Annotated in this window: 2 protein-coding genes; one reads left to right on the forward strand and one right to left on the reverse strand. The window is 70.0% G+C overall.

Annotation, left to right across the window (positions count from 1 at the left end; genetic code table 11):
* Positions 1-945 (reverse strand): hypothetical protein (locus AC2VNT_RS06180; protein WP_486946015.1); only part of this gene is annotated, 945 nt, incomplete at its 3' end.
* A 177-nt stretch (positions 946-1,122) separates the two neighbouring features.
* On the opposite strand from AC2VNT_RS06180, the gene trmB reads away from it, so the two are divergent.
* Positions 1,123-1,792, forward strand: a 670-nt coding sequence (trmB, locus tag AC2VNT_RS06185) for a tRNA (guanosine(46)-N7)-methyltransferase TrmB (RefSeq protein WP_486946016.1), incomplete at its 3' end; no start/stop codon positions are given.

Genomic DNA, 1,792 nt, shown 5'->3' on the forward strand with positions numbered 1-1,792 from the left:
GCCGGTCACCGGCCCGCGGGAGCAGCGCTGCCATCGCAGCGCCCGCCGCAGCTGCGCGGCGCGATCGTCGACCGCAGCCGGTTCGACCGTCAGCCCCGCCGCCTCGAGAACGTCCACGGCCGCCGCCATCCGTGCCGCCACGGTGTCGTCGGCGGACAGGAACTCACCGATCCGGCTGTTGTCGGTGTTCTCGTCGACGGACAGCGCCTCCAGTTGCGTCACGGCGTCTGACAACCGGCGGTAGTGCACTGCCGCGCCGATCGCATTCAACCGGTCGGTGACCGCGTCGATGCCGCTAATCCGGCGCAACAACGCACACACCTGACCGGCGGACCCGCCACGGCGGACGAGCCTCACCGCACCGGTGAGCCCCGGCAAGTCCAGCGTGTCGCAGAGCCGCGACCGCACCCGGCGCGGCACCGGATGCGGGCCGGTGACGAAGCGGTCCGCACAGCGCAAGTCCGCGGGTTCGGCGGCGAGCATCTGGAGCGCCGCCCACAGCGCGTCGTCCAGCCGATCGTCCAGCGCGGCCACCGCGAGCAACCCCGCCATCGGCTGCACCGGCGCGCCAATTCTCCCCGAGATGTCGGCGAGTTCTGCACAACCGGTCAGATCTGACTTGTTCATCACCACCAGCACCGGCTCGGGCAGGCTCGCGACGGCGGCGGTGTCCTCCGGTTTGGCCACCTCGGCGACGACGTAGACGGTGACATCGGCCCTACCGGCCACAGTGACCCCAGTGGCGCCCTGCTGTGGCGTCACCACTACTCCGGCACATTCGAGCGCGCGCCTGACGGTGCGCCGGCCCGTTCCACGGCGCCCGCACACGGCGACCCGCAGCGGCGCCGCGACACGCTCGGCGACCTTCGTCACCCGCGGGTCCTGCATCTCGCCGGCGAATCGTGCCAGCTCGTCGGCGAAAATCTGGCGTCTCTCTCCGCTCACGATGGTGTTCCCCGGGTCCGGCCGCACGGCCGGATCCCATCGAATGCTGCCATCTGTGTCGGCCGGGCGCGAGCCACCCAATATCCTTGACCGGTCGGAGGCAACTTTTGGGTATCAATGGATAACAATGTCGGCCACAGCGTGGGCACTTCGCCGCCGATAGGCCACGATGGACGGATGCATGCCCAAGGCGGAGTGGCCGCACCACCCACTTACGCTCAGCACTCCCACCACTTCAGCTCCCGATCCCGGCACTCGGCGCTGTCTGCCAGCCAGCAGCAGACCTGGCAGCGGCTCTGGCCGCGCCTGGGCATCGAAGCCCGCCGGCCGGCGGGCCAAAATGTCCGGCCGTTGGACACTCGCGGCTGGTTCGGCCGTGACGCCCCAGTGGTGCTGGAGATTGGCAGCGGCGCCGGCACCTCGACGGTGACGATGGCCCGGGCCGAACCAGATATCGATGTGGTCGCCGTGGAGGTGTATCGGCGCGGTTTGGGCCAACTGCTCTGCGCGATCGAGCGCGACCCAGAGCAGCTGGGCAACATCCGGCTGATCCACGGCGAAGCAGCCGACGTGCTGGAGCACCTGATCGCCCCGGCCTCGTTGACCGGGGTGCGGATCTTCTTTCCCGATCCATGGCCGAAGGCACGGCACCACAAACGACGACTGCTCGGGCCGGCGACGCTCGCGCTGATCGCCGACCGGCTGCGACCGAGCGGCGTCCTGCATGTTGCCACCGACCATCGGGGCTACGCCGAGCAGATCGTCGCGGCCGCAGACACCGAGCCCCGATTGTGTCGCGTCGCGGCGGGTCCGGACATACCGGCCCTGCCCATCTCGGTCGCCCGTC

This window comes from Mycobacterium sp. TH-M15 (assembly GCF_057473705.1).